Raw genomic sequence first — 15,513 nt, 5'->3', positions numbered from 1 at the left:
CCATGGCTCGCAAACCTCCCATGCATCCCATCCAAGAACCCCGCCTCGGCCCGCTGCCCGCGCTGATCTTCAGTTCGCGCTGGCTGCAACTGCCGCTCTACCTGGGCCTGATCGTCGCCCAGGGCGTATACGTCCTGCTCTTCCTGAAGGAGTTGTGGCACCTGGTCACCCACACCCTGTCCTTCGGCGAGCAGGAAATCATGCTCATCGTGCTGGGCCTGATCGACGTGGTCATGATCTCCAACCTGCTCGTGATGGTCATCGTCGGCGGCTACGAAACCTTCGTCTCGCGCCTGCGCCTGGAAGACCACCCCGACCAGCCGGAATGGCTCAGCCACGTCAACGCCAGCGTGCTCAAGGTCAAGCTGGCCATGGCCATCATCGGCATCTCGTCGATCCACCTGCTGCGCACCTTCATCGAGGCGAGCAACCTGGGCTCGCCCAATTCCCGCTTCACCGAAACCGGCGTGATGTGGCAGACCATCATCCACGTGGTCTTCATCCTGTCGGCGATCGGCATCGCGTATGTCGACCGCCTGACCAGCCAGTCCGTCGGGCACGGCGCCCATCCGTCGCACTGAATACGGCGCGCAACAAAAAGCCCCACTGCCGCGAGGCAATGGGGCTTTTTTCATGCGGCCCGCCGGAACTGCGCCGGCCGCGGCGACAACGGGGCCGTCAGGCGATGACTTTTATGTTCTTGGCGCTTGGCCCCTTGGGCCCTTGGGCCCTTGTCCCACCTCGAAGGATACGCGCTGATTCTCCTGCAGCGATTTGTAGCCCTCGCTGCAGATCTCGGAATAATGTGCAAAAAGATCTTTACTGCCGTCATCGGGCATGATGAATCCATAGCCCTTTTCGGCATTGAACCACTTGACGATACCGGTTGCCATGAAATGTCCTTGAACCTGTTTAGAGCGGTTGCTCGGGGCGCCAGATAATCAAGGATGGCATTGACCCCGCTAAATGTGAAGATTCAATAGGTTGTATGCATGGTTCATCCGAACCGGATTTGAGAAACTGGAAATCGCCGACCCCCCAGTTCACTCAAGGAGCCCGGCCGGATGAACACCCATAAGCATGCCCGATTGACCTTCCTACGTCGACTCGAAATGGTCCAGCAATTGATCGCCCATCAAGTTTGTGTGCCTGAAGCGGCCCGCGCCTATGGGGTCACCGCGCCGACTGTGCGCAAATGGCTGGGCCGCTTCCTGGCTCAGGGCCAGGCGGGCTTGGCCGATGCGTCCTCGCGCCCGACGGTCTCGCCCCGAGCGATTGCGCCGGCCAAGGCGCTGGCTATCGTGGAGCTGCGCCGCAAGCGGCTGACCCAAGCGCGCATCGCCCAGGCGCTGGGCGTGTCAGCCAGCACCGTCAGCCGCGTCCTGGCCCGCGCCGGTCTGTCGCACCTGGCCGACCTGGAGCCGGCCGAGCCGGTGGTGCGCTACGAGCATCAGGCCCCCGGCGATCTGCTGCACATCGACATCAAGAAGCTGGGACGTATCCAGCGCCCTGGCCACCGGGTCACGGGCAACCGACGCGATACCGTTGAGGGGGCCGGCTGGGACTTCGTCTTCGTGGCCATCGATGACCACGCCCGCGTGGCCTTCACCGACATCCACCCCGACGAGCGCTTCCCCAGCGCCGTCCAGTTCCTCAAGGACGCAGTGGCCTACTACCAGCGCCTGGGCGTGACCATCCAGCGCTTGCTCACCGACAATGGCTCGGCCTTTCGCAGCCGCGCCTTCGCCGCGCTGTGCCATGAGCTGGGCATCAAGCACCGCTTTACCCGACCTTACCGCCCACAGACCAATGGCAAGGCCGAACGCTTCATCCAGTCGGCCTTGCGTGAGTGGGCTTACGCTCACACCTACCAGAACTCCCAACACCGAGCCGATGCCATGAAATCCTGGCTACACCACTACAACTGGCATCGACCCCACCAAGGCATCGGGCGCGCTGTACCCATCTCCAGACTCAACCTGGACGAATACAACCTATTGACAGTTCACAGCTAAACGGAGCTACGGCGACCAGAACACAAGACACCGCGTCGCTTGAAGATCTCGCCAGTTCAGTGTAGGAGTGATGCCCCGACAGGTCAATCGGCCTTACGCACCGGATCGCGGCCTTCCCCGCGCGCATGAACGTGCGCTTGCGGCCAGCCCGGCAAGCCCGCCGAAAGCGGAAAATTCCACGCCAGAAAGCGACGTTACAACAGCATACAAAATTGGGGGAACTCGGCCAGAAAACGCGGTTTTTCAGCATCACGACTGAATATGCGAAGCCCTCAGCCGGAAAATCCGCCCTGGTCCAGAAACTGCTGTTCCTCGGCGGTCGTGGCGCGGCCCAAGACAGTATTTCGATGCGGGAAACGCCCAAAGCGAGCAATAATATCGCGGTGGATTTCCGCCCAACGCAAGGTTTCGGCGTGCAGCGGCGCCATCAGGCTTACACACTGTTCCTGGGCCGCCAAATCTTCGGCATGTTCGAGCGGCATGTAATAGAACTGCCGCAAATCTTCCGGCCCCTGCCGGTCCAGCCCGGCCGCGATCGCCTGCTCGCAGATCTGCCGCGCCAGCCCGTCGGTGGCAAACATATGGCCGGTACCGCGATAGGCGTTACGCGGGAATTGATCCAGCAGAATCAGCAATGCCAGCACCCCCTCGGCGCTGGCGGACCAGGCCATCAATTCCCCGCGCGCCGCCGCCATGTGCGCGGCTTCGAAACGCATGGTGAACGTACGGTCGAATTGCTCGTCCTTGGCATACCAGCGGGCGGGTCCCGCCTCGCGCCAGAACGCGAGAACGGTCGCCGCATCGGGCAAGGCTGCCGGGCCGGCCATCGAATCGGACATGTCGTGCTCCTGCGGAATTGGCCGCTTGGGCCAAGCAATGAAAAAGCCCCCTGGCGGGGGCTTTTATGGACGCGCTCAGATTCTTACAGAATCTGGATCTTCGTCGCCTGAGGACCCTTCGGGCCCATCGCCGTCACGAAGCTGACGCGCTGATTCTCTTCCAACGACTTGAAGCCATTGGCCTGGATTTCCGAGAAGTGCGCGAACAAATCCTTGCCGCCCGCTTCCGGGGTGATGAAGCCATAACCTTTTTCCGCGTTGAACCACTTAACGACGCCGGTTTCCATACTGTATTTCCTAGAAATTAATGGGCCGAGACCCGGGACCACGAATCAATCAAGGAGGGGCAGTAGAACAATAACGCGGACGCCGGAGAAGGCACGGCACTGAACAAACATTGCAACGCTTGATTTCGTGTGTGCCGACACTATCGTCAGGTTCCCCTCACAAGTCAACATAATCCTAAAAAACGCGTGCCAATATTGCAACAAAGAGCAACTGCCGTGCCACGATGCTTATTTTTTGCGCAAATATTTGCGTCTCGGTAATGTGCTTATAAGGTGTGCGCATGACCCTCGGCCCGCCTGCGGCGGCTACTCGTCGACCGGCAAGCCCAGCAGGTCCAGCGCGGCGCCATAGCAGTCGCCGTCGGCGCAGAAGAACACCGCGACGTCGCCGGGATTCATATTCTCGATGACCTGATCGATCTCCATTTGCGCCCCGTCGACGCTGTCGACCGCCGCCGCGTGAATGTCGGCCCCCTCCTCCACGCGCTGGCGCGGCACGATGTCCGCGATGGCGTCCAGATCGGCAGGCCCCAGCACCACATAGGTGCCGATGGTCTGGCCATCCACGCGGGTTTCCAGGCAAACGCCATTGGCGAGTTCGGCAAGCAGGTGGCTGGAAATATCCATGATGATTGTCCAAGAAAAAGCCGGCGCGCCCGATGGCGCGCTCAGTGCGTCAGATGGCGCCGCCTTACGCGGCGCGTAACCAGTGTTGCCGCGCCGCCGATCATCAGGCAGAACATGAACGCGGCGATCGCCAGCAGGGGCGCGTAGGGGCCCACGTCCTCGCCTCGCGCGCCCAGCAGCACCGCCACGCCGACCGCGATCGCCAGGCCCAGCATCGCGATGACGCTGTGGGCAAGCCGGCCCAGGCGTCCGAACAGCGCGCCACCGACCAGGGCCAACGCCACCAGCGCGGCCATGAACCAGAAAAAATCCTCGTAGACCATGAGATCGAAAGGCGGACGCCTGGGAAGACCAACGGGCCGCCATTATAGGCGGCCCCGCGGCGCGGCCCGGCGCGCTAGAAGCGGTACGCGTAGCCGATGTTCAGCGACAGGTCCTGACTGATGTTGGCGCCGTGCCCATAGCGCAGATCCGCGTAGGCGCGATGCGCCCCCACGTCCAGCGCCGCGCCGGCACCCAGCTGCCAGCGGCTGCCGGGCAGTTCGGCATCGTACGACTTGCCGCCGAAATCGACCGAGTCGTCGTGCGAGAACTCGTGCAGGTACGAGGCGCTGACATAAGGACGCAAGGTCGCGCCGCCGGCCAGGGTGAAATCCCGGCCGGCGCGCACGCCGGCCCGCCCCTGCACCGACGTCTGGCTGCTGCGCGAGTAGATCACCTGCGCCTGCGGCTCGACGAACCAGCGTTGCGGCAACTTGAAGTGATAGCCGGCCTCGGCACTGCCCGTATACGTTGTATGCGATATATCGTCGTCGTAGTCGCCCAGCCCCAGCGGCAGGTCGAACGACACGGACTCGTCGATACGCCCCAGCTTGCTGACCGCATCGACGTAGAACCCGCCGTTGTCCACATAAGTCAGGTACGTGCCCAGGAACCGGCTTTCGATCCGGCCGTGCATGATGTCGTTGTCATCCATGCGGGCGCGCGAGACGCCGGCGTAGGCGCCCAGATAGAGCCGCCCCGTGTCCAGGCGCCAGCCATGGTCGGCGCCCAGCGTCAGGTACTCCACGCGCAGGTCGAACGCCGGTGTGTCCGGCGTATCGACCTTGAAGCGGTTCGCGCTGCCGCGCGCCCAGAAGGCGCCCTCGTCGTGGCCGCGGCGCAGATCGCCCTGGCGTTGCGCCAGGGTTCCCATCTCGGCGTCGAGCAGCAGCATCGATGCGCTCTGCCCCATCGCCACCGCCCGCGCGCTGCGCGCGGCGACCTCGGCCCGTACCGCCTGCTGCACCTGCCGGCGCGCCTGCCGTTCGAATTCGCGCTGCAGCCGCGCACGCTGCGCAGGCGTCAACGCCGCCAGCCCCTGCGTGATCTGCCCGGGTGTCAGCGCCTGCACATATTGCCGCAATTGCGCATCCGTCAGGCCTGACAGATAGGGGCGCAACAGCGCCGGCGCCAGCCACGACGCCTGCTGGCGCAGGGCATCGGACGGCAGGCCGGACAAATACTGCCGCACCTCGGCGGCGCCGAGTCCCGCGGGCAGCGGAGTCTGTGCCTGCGCCGGCGCGAGCGGCGCGACAGCCAGCGCGGCCAGCGCGGCCAGCGCGCAGGCGCCGAGATAGCGGGGCAAACGTGCCAGGATGGAAGTCGGTTTCATTGCAGGTGCCGCCTTGTCAAAACTCGAAATATTTTCGATACAAAATACAAAATCGAATTTTAAAAAGTAAGCCAGCCGCCAAAGGGACGGAAACCAGGGCAATTCCGGCCCAGATCGCGAAATCGCCTGCCCGTGGCCGTGGCTCGCCCGCTCCCCGCAAGTCGTCGTCCTGCCCTAGTCGATCATTACATTCATGCAATGATCTGGTTTATTCCAAGAAATTAGGCCTAAAAATGGAATAATCTTTACCAAAAACCAGGGTTTATCCGGATGTCACGAGCGCGCACAATTCGGCCATTGGGAAACGAAACAACGAACTACGACGGAACAGAAAGCCCGCCGTGTCCGGAGTCCCACATCCAAGTGAACCGGAGGAATTGCCATGAAAACCCTTGCTACCGCCCTGATGCTGTCGCTCGGCCCGCTGAGCGCAGGCGCCCAGGCCGCGCCCAACGCCGAACCCAACAACCTGCCCTACCAGGGCGTCTACGGCCAGACCGACGCCAATGCGCCGACCCGCGCCCAGGTGCAGGCCGAACTGGCGCAAGCCAAGGCCAACGGCCAATACACGTTTGGCGAGCTGGAATATCCCGCCGCGCAGACCGGCAGCACCGCCGCCCCGAGCCGCGACCAGGTCAAGGCAGAACTGGCCCAGGCCAAGGCCAGCGGCCAATACACCTTCGGCGAACTCGACTACCCGCCCCGCAACTGAGCATCGGCCGGCCCCCCCCCCGGCCGGCGTTCGCGTGCGCAGTCGAACTGCCGCCATCCCCACAAGGGATGACGGCAGTTCTTTTTACGGATGGGGGAAGCGGCGATGGATGCGACACCGGGCAAGCGCGCCGCGCGGCCAGAAAGGCAGGGGAAGGTGCCGGCCAACCCGTTGATTCAAAAAGAATTGATAATAGCGATCAACGGGTGTCAATGAGTTGGTGCGAAGGGCGGGACTCGAACCCGCACACCTGTTACGGCGTCAGGACCTAAACCTGGTGCGTCTACCAATTTCGCCACCTTCGCAAAGCCAAGCCCGCTATTGTAGCTTGCTTGTTAAAATCATGCCCCATGAATCCGCGCCTCGATGCCTTGCATCCTTATCCTTTTGAAAAATTGCGGGCCTTGCTAGCGGACGCTGGTAAGCCGACGCACGACCTGCCTCCCATCAACCTGTCGATCGGCGAGCCCAAGCACGCGGCTCCGGCCTGTGTAGGCCAGGCCATTGCCGCCAACCTGGCGGGCCTGTCGGTCTATCCGTCGACCAAGGGCGAGCCGGCCCTGCGCCAGGCGATCTCGCAATGGCTGTCGCGCCGCTACAGCATTCCCGCGCCCGATCCCGAGAGCGAAGTGCTGCCGGTGCTGGGCTCGCGCGAGGCGTTGTTCGCCTTCGCCCAGACCGTCATCGATCCCTCGGCCGGCGCGCTGGTGGTGTGTCCCAATCCGTTCTACCAGATCTACGAGGGCGCGGCCCTGCTGGCCGGCGCCACCCCCTATTACGTCAACGCCGACCCGGCACGCGATTTCGGCTGCGACTGGGCGCGCGTGCCCGACGAGGTCTGGCGCAGGACCCAACTGGTGTTCGTGTGTTCGCCGGGCAATCCCGCCGGCAACGTGATGAGCCTGGAAGAATGGCGCACCCTGTTCGAGCTGTCCGATCGCCATGGTTTCGTGATCGCCGCGTACGAGTGCTACTCGGAAATCTATCTGGACGAGGATACCCCCCCGCTGGGCAGCCTGCAGGCGGCGCGCCGCCTGGGGCGCGATCGCTACACGAACCTGGTGGCGTTCTCCAGCCTGTCCAAGCGTTCGAACGTGCCCGGCATGCGTTCGGGGTTCGTGGCCGGCGACGCCGCGCTGCTGGCGCGCTTCCTGCTGTACCGCACCTACCATGGCAGCGCCATGAGCCCGGTTGTTTCGGCCGCCAGCATCGCTGCGTGGTCCGATGAGACGCATGTGCAGGAAAACCGGCGCCAGTATCGCGCCAAGTTCGAAGCCGTGCTGCCCATCCTGCAGAACGTACTGGATGTGCGCGCGCCACAGGCTTCGTTCTACCTGTGGGCGGGCACGCCCGGCTCGGATACGGCGTTTGCGCGCGAGCTCTATGGCCGTACCGGCGTCACGGTGCTGCCGGGCAGCCTGCTGGCGCGCGAAGCGCACAATGCCAACCCCGGCCAAGGCCGCATACGGATCGCGCTGGTGGCGCCACTGGACCAATGCGTACAGGCCGCCGAGCGCATCGCCCATTTTGCAAGAACCTCCATTTGATCAACCCTGGAATAGCTGAGCCGTCATGACTCTCGACCTGCAGACCACCATCGAACAAGCCTGGGAAAACCGGGCCAACCTGTCGCCCGTCGACGCGAGCGCCGAAGTGCGCGATGCCGTCGAACACACGATCGACGGATTGGATCTGGGCCGCCTGCGCGTGGCCGAAAAAATCGACGATCAATGGATCGTGCACCAATGGATCAAGAAGGCCGTGCTGCTGTCGTTCCGGCTGCACGACAATGCCGTCATGGGCCAGGGCCCGCTGCAGTTCTACGACAAGGTGCCGACCAAGTTCGCCGGCTACGGCGAAGCCGCGTTCAAGGCCGGCGGCTACCGCGTGGTGCCGCCGGCCGTGGCGCGCCGCGGCGCTTTCATCGCCCGCAACGTGGTGCTGATGCCCTCCTACGTCAACATCGGCGCCTATGTCGATGAAGGCACCATGGTCGATACCTGGGCCACCGTGGGCTCGTGCGCGCAGATCGGCAAGAACGTGCACCTGTCCGGCGGCGTGGGCATCGGCGGCGTGCTCGAACCGCTGCAGGCCAACCCCACCATCATCGAGGACAACTGCTTCATCGGCGCGCGCTCGGAAGTCGTCGAGGGCGTGGTGGTCGAGGAGAACTCGGTGCTGGCGATGGGCGTGTTCCTGTCGCAAAGCACCAAGATCTACGATCGCGCCACCGGCAAGGTTTCGTACGGCCGCGTGCCGTCGGGCTCGGTCGTGGTTCCCGGCTCGCTGCCGTCCGAGGATGGCTCGCACAGCCTGGCCTGCGCGGTGATCGTCAAGCGCGTCGACGCGCAGACCCGCGCCAAGACCAACATCAATGACCTGCTGAGGGCCTGATGACCGCATCTGCCGTACTGGATCTGGTCAAGGATCTGATCGCCCGTCCCTCGGTCACGCCCGACGATGTGGATTGCCAGATGCTGCTGGCGCAGCGCCTGGAGCGCATCGGTTTCCAATGCGAAACGATTGCGCGCGGCGGCGTGACCAACCTGTGGGCGCGACGCGGCGCCGGCGCGCCCCTGACGGTGTTCGCCGGCCATACCGACGTGGTGCCGCCCGGTCCGCGCGACAAGTGGGACAGCGACCCCTTCGTGCCGACCGAGCGCGACGGGTTCCTGTACGGCAGGGGTGCCGCCGACATGAAAAGCTCGATCGCCGCCTTCGTGGTGGCGGCCGAGGAGTTCGTGGCGGTGCACCCCGAACACCCGGGTTCGATCGCCCTGCTGATCACCTCCGACGAAGAGGGGCCGGCAGTCGACGGAACGGTGATCGTCTGCGACGAGCTGCGCCAGCGCGGCGAACAGCTCGACTACTGCATCGTCGGCGAACCGACCTCCACCGAGGCGTTGGGCGACGTATGCAAGAACGGACGCCGCGGTTCGCTGTCCGGACGCCTGCTGGTCAAGGGCGTGCAAGGCCATGTCGCGTACCCCCACCTGGCGCGCAACCCGGTCCATCAACTGGCGCCGGCGCTGACCGAACTGGTCGCCATCGAATGGGACCAGGGCAACGAGTACTTCCCGCCCACCACGTTCCAGGTCTCCAACCTGCACGCCGGCACGGGCGCGACCAACGTCGTGCCGGGCGAGGCGGTGGCGCTGTTCAATTTCCGCTTTTCCACCGCCAGCACGCCCGGCCAGCTCAAGGCGCGCGTGCATGAGGTGCTGGACCGCCACGGCCTGGAGTACCAGCTCGACTGGGAGCTGGGCGGCGAACCTTTCCTGACGCCGCGCGGCTCGCTGACCGATGCGCTGGTGTCGGCAATCCAGGCCGAAACCGGATTGCAGGCCGAACTCTCGACCACCGGCGGCACATCCGATGGCCGCTTCATCGCCAGGATCTGCCCGCAGGTCATCGAGTTCGGCCCCTGCAACGCCACGATCCACAAGGTCAACGAGCGCATCGAACTGTCCAGCCTCGCGCCCTTGAAGAACATTTACCGCCGCACGCTGGAAAACCTGCTGCTGGCCGACTGATCCTCCATGCAAAACAATAATCGCCAAGAGCTGCAGACCCTGCGCGACCTGATCCGCTACGCGGTGTCGCGCCTGAACGCGGCCCGTGTCGCGCTGGGCCACGGCTCCGACAACGCCTGGGACGAAGCGGTCTACCTGGTGCTGCACGGCCTGCATCTGCCGCCCGATACGCTCGATCCGTTCCTGGATGCGCGCGTCCTGCCGAGCGAACGCAGCCGCGTGCTCGACCTGATAGACCGGCGCGTCACCGAGCGCCTGCCGGCCGCCTACCTGACCGGCGAGGCCTGGCTGCGCGGCCATCGGTTCCATGTCGACCGCCGTGTGATCGTGCCCCGCTCGCCGATCGCCGAACTGCTCGACGAGGGGCTGGCGCCTTGGGTGCGGGATCCGCTGCAGGTCGAGCGCGCCCTGGACATGTGCACCGGGTCGGGCTGCCTGGCCATCCTGGCCGCGCTGGCTTTTCCCGTTGCGCAAGTCGACGCCGTCGACGTTTCGTCCGATGCGCTGGAAGTCGCCGCGCGCAACGTTGCCGAGTACGGTCTGCAGGACCGCCTGACCTTGCGCCAGGGCAATCTGTTCGAGGCCCTGCCGGCCGCCGCCTATGACGTCATCGTCTGCAACCCGCCCTACGTCAACCAGGCCTCGATGGGCGCCCTGCCCCAGGAATACCGCCACGAGCCGGCGCTGGCGCTGGCCGGCGGCGCCGATGGCATGGATCTGGTGCGCCGCATCCTGGCCGCGGCCCCCGGCTACCTGTCCGCCGACGGCGTGCTGGTGCTGGAAATCGGCCACGAGCGCGATCATTTCGAGGCGGCCTTCCCTGATCTGCAGCCGGTATGGCTGGACACCGCGGAATCCTCGGACCAGATTCTGCTGCTTACCCGCGAACAATTGAACACGTGATACGCGCTTCTGGCTTGACCCTGCGCCGCGGCACCAAAGTGCTGCTCGACGGCGCCGATTTCGTTGTGCATCCCGGCGAACGCGTCGGCATCGTCGGCAAGAACGGCGCGGGCAAATCGTCGCTGTTCGCGCTGCTGACCGGCGCGCTGGACCCCGACGCCGGCAACCTGGACCTGCCCGCGGGCTGGCGCATCGCCAGCGTGCAGCAGGAGATTGCCGCCGACGCGCAAGCGGCGCGCGAATTCGTCATCGACGGCGACACCCACCTGCGCGCACTGCAGGCCCAGCGCGCCGCGCTGACCGACGACCAGGGCACGCAGATCGCCGAAACCGAAGCGGCGCTGATCGAGGCGGGCGCCTGGAGCGCGGCCTCGCGCGCCGAGCAGTTGCTCGCGGGCCTGGGATTCAAGCCATCCGAATGGATGCAGCCGGTGCGCAGCTTTTCCGGCGGCTGGCGCATGCGGCTGGCGCTGGCGCGCGCGCTGATGGCGCCGTCGGAGCTGTTGCTGCTGGACGAGCCAACCAACCACCTGGACCTTGACGCCATGCTGTGGCTGGAGAAATGGCTGACCGCCTATCCCGGTACGGTTCTGCTGATTTCGCACGACACGGAATTCCTGGACGCGGTGGCGCGCGCCATCCTGCACTTCGACCAGGCCAAGCTGCAGCGCTATCGCGGCGGCTACCAGGACTTCCTGCTGCAGCGCGCCGAACGCCTGCGCCAAGCCAATATCGCCTACGAACGCCAGACGCGCGAAGCCGCGCGCCTGCAAGGCTTCATCGATCGTTTCAAGGCCAAGGCTTCCAAGGCCAAGCAGGCGCAAAGCCGCGTCAAGGCGCTCGCGCGCATGGAAGCGCTGGCGCCTATCCATGCCGAATCGGGCATCGATATCCGCATCCCCTCGCCCGACCACATGCCCGACCCGCTGCTGGCCATGGAACACATGGATGCCGGCTACGGCGGCGCCGAGCCCATTCTGCGCGACGTCACGCTGATGGTGCGAGCCGGCAGCCGTATCGGCGTGCTGGGCGCCAATGGCGCGGGCAAGAGCACCCTGATCAAGACGCTGGCCGACGAGCTGGCCCCGCATGCCGGCACGCGGCGCGCGTCGCGCGGGCTGGCGATCGGCTATTTCCACCAGCACCAGCTCGACATGCTGGACCTCGACAGCACGCCGCTCGCGCACCTCGCGCGGCTGGCTCCGGAAGTGCGCGAGCAGGAGCTGCGCAACTACCTGGGCGGCTTCGGCTTTTCCGGCGACACCGTGCTGAGCAAGGTCGGCCCCATGTCCGGCGGCGAGAAAGCCCGTCTCGCCCTGTCGCTGATCGTCTGGCAAAAACCCAACCTGCTGCTGCTCGACGAACCCAGCAACCACCTGGACGTGGAGACGCGCGAGGCGCTGGCCACGGCGCTCGCGGAATTCTCCGGCAGCATGCTGCTGGTATCGCACGACCGGCACCTGCTGCGCACCACGGTCGACAGCTTCTGGATCGTGGCCGACGGCGGCGTGCGCGAGTTCGACGGCGATCTCGAAGACTATCGGGACTGGCTGGCCGCCCGCAACGCCGGCGAACGCGCCGCCGCGCGCGAGGCCGCCGCCGGCGAGCCGGGCGTGGCCGTCGATCGCAAGGCCCAGCGCCGGCTCGAAGCCGAGCAGCGGCAACGCCTGGCCACGCTGCGCAAGCCGCTGGCCGCCAAACTGGCGAAGGTTGAGGCCGACATGGAGCGCGCCCGCGCCCGCCTGCAGGAACTGGATGCCGTGATCGCCGACGCCGATCTCTATTCCGACGCGCGACGCACCGAACGCCAGCAAGTGATGACCGAACACGGCGAATCCGGCAAGCGCCTCAATGACCTCGAGGAGCAATGGCTGGAGATCCAGCAGGCACTCGAAGAGATCGAGCAGGACAACGCCGCCTGAGCGCGGCGCCCGCGCACCTTGGCGTAGGAATCCGCGCAGCGTAAAACCAGCGAGACGCATTATCTCCTATACTCCGCCGCGAATTCGACTCTGACCGCGCAGTACCGCGCCGGCGCCATGTCTTCGCACACGGACGTATCCCCCCAGCATCACGGCACCGCCGCTACCGCGGCGCGCCGATGGGCGGCTGGCTGCGCCCGCCGGACCCGAGCCCCGGCGAGATCGAGGCACTGCTGGATTTCCTGAACGCCCCATGAGCCCGGATACACGGCCACCTTGCCCCCCGCGCCCGGTATCGTCCTCGCGTCCGATATGCATGCTCTTGCACGACTGTATTTCACTCAGTCCGGAAGGCACGCATGTCGAAACCCATCCTCAAGAAGCGCCAACGCACAACTCTGGCCGCGCTGCTGCTCTGCACCGCCGCGGCGACCCACGCGGCGACGCAATCCCCCGCCCTCGCCTTCGATCTTCCCGCCCAACCCCTGGACGCGGCCCTGCGGGCATACGCCCGGCAAGCCGGCGTGGCGCTCTCGTTCGATGCTCGCGAGGCCGCGCGTAAACAGGCGCCGGCGCTGCGCGCCACGATGACTGCGCAGGCCGCGCTGCAACACCTGCTGCGCGGCTCCGGCCTGACATGGCGCGCCGCGGGCGCGAACCGCTATGCCGTCGTGCGCGCCGCCGACGCGGCCGCGGCGTGGCCGCTCGAACCGGTGCGCGTGTACGGCGACGCAACGCGCGAGCGCGTCTATACCGAGCAGGAGATCGCCGCCACGCCGGCCTCCAACCGAGACCTCAGCGCGCTGATCGCCACGCATCCCGCCATACGCGAAAGCGGCACCGCCGAGGACGGCGCCAACCGGGGAACGCTGAACGTGGAGGACATCTCCATCCACGGCGCCAGCCCCTACCAGAACCTGTTTCTCATCGACGGCGTCGGCGCCACCAGCCGGGTCGACCCGGCCAACAAGAGCCGCAACTTCACCGACGTTCCCAGCAACCCGCAAGCCTATTTTCTGGACACTGCGCTGCTGGGCGAAGTGCGCGTCTTCGACAACAGCATTCCGGTCGAGTATGGCGCATTCAACGGCGGCGTGGTGGATGCGCGCCTGCGCCGGCCGTCGGGCGAAAACCACGTGAAGCTGGACTATCGCTGGAACGGCTCGAACCTGACACGGCAGAAGATCGCGCCCGGCAACGCCGAAGACTGGCTGCAGGGCACCCCGGATTTCACGCCGTCCTGGCGCAAGCGCTTCCATACCGCGTCCGCCGACATCGCGCTCGGCGAACGCGCCGGCCTGGTGCTGGGCCTGTCACGGCGCATTTCCCGGATCGAACGCTGGCGCCTGGGCGCGGTGGGCCACCTGGACCGTCCCGAGCGCGACGACTCCCTGGACCGCGTCGACAACCTGCTGGGCAAGTTCAGCCTGCGCCTGGATGCCGACACGATCACGGACCTGAGCCTGAAGTACGCCGATCGGCGCGAACATCTGGTGAGCAATTTCTTCCGCGATACGGACTGGCGCAATCGGCACGGCGCGCAGGGCGCGGTCTGGAATATCGAACATACCTTGCGCGGCGGCAAGCTGTCGGCGCAATTGGGATGGGACCGGTTCGACAGCCACCGCAACTCTGCCCATACCGAATTCGTGCAGCACGACTTCGTCGACGGTCGGCCCGGATTCGCCAGCGGCGGATATGGCAAGGACGAAAAGGGCCAGCGCAACCTGACGCTGGCCACGCGGCTCGACCTGGCGCCCATCCAGACCGGCCCGGTCAGCCATGCCTCCTATGTGGGCTTGCAGGTCGAGCACACCGGCGCGCGCTTCAAGCGCTACAACCAGTCGTACTCGTACCGGGCCGTGCACCGGGAGGACGGCACCGAAAAACACTTCAGCAAGGTCCGCCACCTGCCGGGCTCGGTTACGCTCGACTACACCAGGCTGGGGCTGTATGCGTCGGATGAACTCACGTGGCGGCGCTGGACCTTGAACGCCGGCCTGCGCTATGACAGGGACAACTTCCTGCACCACCGCACGCTCGCGCCCCGGGCGCGCCTGGACTGGGATGTGCTGGGCAGCGACGACACCGTCCTGAGCGCGGGTTGGTCACGCTACTACGGCGGGCATGTCCTCAAGATCGCCATGCAGGAAGAGTTCAGCCGCCTGAGCGAGCAAGTGCTGGACCACCACGGCGATCCCGTGCCCAATGGACGCAAAATCACGCGCGTGAACTACGACGGCCTGCGCAGCCCCTACGACGACGAATGGGCCTTCTCGCTGGCGCAGCGCGCCTACGGCATACGCGGCGTGCTGACGTTCGTGCACCGCAACGGCCGCGACCAGGTCACGCGCCGCGGCGATTCGCGCGTGGGCTATCGCTATACCAACGAAGGCAACTCGCGTACCGACGGCTGGAATCTCACCCTGGCCAACGAAGAGGCGTGGCGGCTGGGCGAAACGCTGTGGCATGCCCAGGCCAGCTGGGGCTACCAGCGCAACAAGCGCAACCTGAACCTGGCCGAGGGCTATGAATCATCGCCTGTGGAACGGGCCGATTATGTGTACTACAACGGCAAGCGGATCCCGGCAGCGAACTTGCCGCCGAGCAACTTCAACCTGCCGCACAAGGTCTCGCTGGATCTCACCGGCCATTGGCCGCGCCACGGACTGACGTGGAGCAACACCGTGAACTGGCACGGGCGGCGCAAGGAAATCGCGTTCGTGGACACAGGGCCCGCCCCCGAGTACCTCGACATGTACGAATCGCTTTCCGCCCCTTCGTACTGGAGCTGGGACACCCGCCTTATCTGGCAACCCCCGTTCGCGCGCCAGGTCACCCTGGCATTGGACGTGCTCAATGTGCTCAACCGCATCGCGGCGCTGACGACCAACCCGCGCGACAGCCTGATCGATGCGCGGCGCTATCGCACCGGACGCGAGATCTGGCTGCAGGTGGGATACCGCTATTGAGAATGGCCCTGCCGCGTCTTGCGCCAGCCGATGCGGGCGCAAGACGCGA

Annotated in this window: 16 protein-coding genes and 1 tRNA gene; 9 read left to right on the top strand and 8 right to left on the bottom strand. The window is 65.6% G+C overall.

Annotation, left to right across the window (positions count from 1 at the left end; genetic code table 11):
• The first annotated feature begins 20 nt into the window (after positions 1-20).
• Positions 21-581: a TIGR00645 family protein gene (locus BN118_RS08445; protein ID WP_010930554.1), complete on the top strand. Its 561-nt coding sequence runs from the start codon at positions 21-23 to the stop codon at positions 579-581.
• Between the two features lie 111 nt (positions 582-692).
• Here BN118_RS08445 and BN118_RS08440 read toward each other — a convergent pair whose 3' ends face one another.
• Together BN118_RS08440 and BN118_RS21040 are read right to left on the bottom strand one after the other, a co-directional pair.
• Entirely contained in the window at positions 693-893 is a 201-nt protein-coding gene (locus BN118_RS08440; protein WP_010930553.1) for a cold-shock protein, read from the bottom strand.
• Between the two features lie 19 nt (positions 894-912).
• On the bottom strand, positions 913-1,047 hold the full coding sequence (locus tag BN118_RS21040) for a hypothetical protein (RefSeq protein ID WP_257792203.1): 135 nt from the start codon (positions 1,045-1,047) through the stop codon (positions 913-915).
• Between the two features lie 17 nt (positions 1,048-1,064).
• Between BN118_RS21040 and BN118_RS08435 the strand changes: the two genes are divergently transcribed.
• Positions 1,065-2,015, top strand: coding sequence for an IS481-like element IS481 family transposase (locus BN118_RS08435; RefSeq protein WP_005012067.1), 951 nt, complete (start codon positions 1,065-1,067; stop codon positions 2,013-2,015).
• A gap of 272 nt (positions 2,016-2,287) precedes the next feature.
• Here the strand turns inward: BN118_RS08435 and BN118_RS08430 are convergent, their stop codons facing one another.
• The 5 genes from BN118_RS08430 to phg all read right to left on the bottom strand — a co-directional run bounded on the left by BN118_RS08430 (position 2,288) and on the right by phg (position 5,422).
• Positions 2,288-2,854: a DUF924 family protein gene (locus BN118_RS08430; RefSeq protein ID WP_003812519.1), complete on the bottom strand. Its 567-nt coding sequence runs from the start codon at positions 2,852-2,854 to the stop codon at positions 2,288-2,290.
• An 83-nt stretch (positions 2,855-2,937) separates the two neighbouring features.
• The gene (locus tag BN118_RS08425; protein ID WP_010930551.1) at positions 2,938-3,141 is read right to left on the bottom strand and encodes a cold-shock protein; all 204 of its coding nucleotides are present in this window, start codon (positions 3,139-3,141) and stop codon (positions 2,938-2,940) included.
• Positions 3,142-3,447: 306 nt separating this feature from the next.
• Positions 3,448-3,768: a hypothetical protein gene (locus tag BN118_RS08420; RefSeq protein WP_003812524.1), complete on the bottom strand. Its 321-nt coding sequence runs from the start codon at positions 3,766-3,768 to the stop codon at positions 3,448-3,450.
• A 41-nt stretch (positions 3,769-3,809) separates the two neighbouring features.
• Positions 3,810-4,091 (bottom strand): membrane protein, encoded by a 282-nt coding sequence (locus BN118_RS08415; RefSeq protein WP_003812526.1) that lies wholly within the window; start codon positions 4,089-4,091, stop codon positions 3,810-3,812.
• Positions 4,092-4,165: 74 nt separating this feature from the next.
• A complete protein-coding gene (gene phg, locus BN118_RS08410) occupies positions 4,166-5,422 on the bottom strand; it encodes an autotransporter Phg (protein WP_010930550.1) in 1,257 nt (418 codons plus the stop codon).
• Between the two features lie 382 nt (positions 5,423-5,804).
• Here phg and BN118_RS08405 point away from each other — a divergent pair, with 382 nt between their 5' ends.
• Complete coding sequence (locus BN118_RS08405) at positions 5,805-6,134, top strand: DUF4148 domain-containing protein (RefSeq protein ID WP_010930549.1); 330 nt, start codon at positions 5,805-5,807, stop codon at positions 6,132-6,134.
• A gap of 218 nt (positions 6,135-6,352) precedes the next feature.
• On the opposite strand, the gene BN118_RS08400 is transcribed toward BN118_RS08405, so the two are convergent.
• Positions 6,353-6,439: transfer RNA gene (locus BN118_RS08400), tRNA-Leu, on the bottom strand.
• A 45-nt stretch (positions 6,440-6,484) separates the two neighbouring features.
• Between BN118_RS08400 and dapC the strand changes: the two genes are divergently transcribed.
• The 6 genes from dapC to BN118_RS08370 all read left to right on the top strand — a co-directional run bounded on the left by dapC (position 6,485) and on the right by BN118_RS08370 (position 15,464).
• On the top strand, positions 6,485-7,681 hold the full coding sequence (gene dapC, locus BN118_RS08395) for a succinyldiaminopimelate transaminase (protein WP_014905722.1): 1,197 nt from the start codon (positions 6,485-6,487) through the stop codon (positions 7,679-7,681).
• A gap of 25 nt (positions 7,682-7,706) precedes the next feature.
• On the top strand, positions 7,707-8,528 hold the full coding sequence (gene dapD, locus BN118_RS08390) for a 2,3,4,5-tetrahydropyridine-2,6-dicarboxylate N-succinyltransferase (RefSeq protein WP_014905721.1): 822 nt from the start codon (positions 7,707-7,709) through the stop codon (positions 8,526-8,528).
• Positions 8,528-9,667, top strand: coding sequence for a succinyl-diaminopimelate desuccinylase (gene dapE, locus BN118_RS08385; RefSeq protein WP_010930548.1), 1,140 nt, complete (start codon positions 8,528-8,530; stop codon positions 9,665-9,667). The genes dapD and dapE overlap by 1 nt, the downstream gene beginning before the upstream one ends.
• A gap of 6 nt (positions 9,668-9,673) precedes the next feature.
• Positions 9,674-10,570 (top strand): 50S ribosomal protein L3 N(5)-glutamine methyltransferase, encoded by an 897-nt coding sequence (prmB, locus tag BN118_RS08380; RefSeq protein WP_010930547.1) that lies wholly within the window; start codon positions 9,674-9,676, stop codon positions 10,568-10,570.
• Positions 10,567-12,492: an ABC-F family ATP-binding cassette domain-containing protein gene (locus BN118_RS08375; protein WP_003812542.1), complete on the top strand. Its 1,926-nt coding sequence runs from the start codon at positions 10,567-10,569 to the stop codon at positions 12,490-12,492. Before prmB ends, BN118_RS08375 begins: the two co-directional genes overlap by 4 nt.
• Before the next feature lie 359 nt (positions 12,493-12,851).
• Positions 12,852-15,464, top strand: a complete 2,613-nt coding sequence (locus BN118_RS08370) for a TonB-dependent receptor (RefSeq protein WP_010926400.1) — start codon at positions 12,852-12,854, stop codon at positions 15,462-15,464.
• The last annotated feature ends 49 nt before the right edge of the window (positions 15,465-15,513 follow it).

Origin of the sequence: Bordetella pertussis 18323, from assembly GCF_000306945.1 — a bacterium.
GTDB lineage: Bacteria > Pseudomonadota > Gammaproteobacteria > Burkholderiales > Burkholderiaceae_B > Bordetella > Bordetella pertussis.
This window is presented reverse-complemented; position numbering and strand designations above follow the sequence as displayed.